This is a genomic window from Aeromonas molluscorum 848, from assembly GCF_000388115.1.
Classification (GTDB): Bacteria; Pseudomonadota; Gammaproteobacteria; order Enterobacterales; family Aeromonadaceae; genus Aeromonas; species Aeromonas molluscorum.
In genome coordinates this window covers 1-504 of record NZ_AQGQ01000309.1, presented here as the reverse complement: position 1 = coordinate 504, position 504 = coordinate 1, and the positions used below count along the sequence as shown (strand labels likewise).

General features: G+C 51.8%; 1 protein-coding gene. It reads left to right on the top strand.

Annotation, left to right across the window (positions count from 1 at the left end):
- Positions 1–123, top strand: a 123-nt coding sequence (locus tag G113_RS20865; RefSeq protein ID WP_005915301.1) for an MGMT family protein, incomplete at its 5' end; no start/stop codon positions are given.
- Between the last annotated feature and the right edge of the window lie 381 nt (positions 124–504).

Genomic DNA, 504 nt, shown 5'->3' with positions numbered 1-504 from the left:
CCCGTCGCCTTGATGATCCCCTGCCACAGAGTCATCCAGCAAAACGGCAAGCTCGGCGGCTATCACTGGGGCGAGACCCGCAAACAGGCGATACACGCCTGGGAGGCGGCGAGGTATGAGTGAGGTAGACACCGTGATGCTCGGGCTGACAGGGGAAACACAGAACCTGCAGGTCAAAAGGCAACAGACCATCAGATATCGCCGGACAGTCACTCGGCGATATCTGATGGTCTGTATGAGAGAAATTTAGAGGAGGAGAGCCCCCCCTTTGCAACTTTGTCACGGGCACGATAGTGTTCGGATATCCATGTTCCGCGACCACAATGGTTTTAAAAGCAAAGCCAATGCAGTACGGCTGACCCAAGATCATTAACACCTTGTGTGCCCATAATTCTCGTTTATGTAGCCTAACGCCTTGTTAAGGTGTAAGGCACGCAATACCAAGACTTCTGAATACCACCTTAACCACTAAACCTAAGGAAGGTGCGAACAAGTCCCTGATAT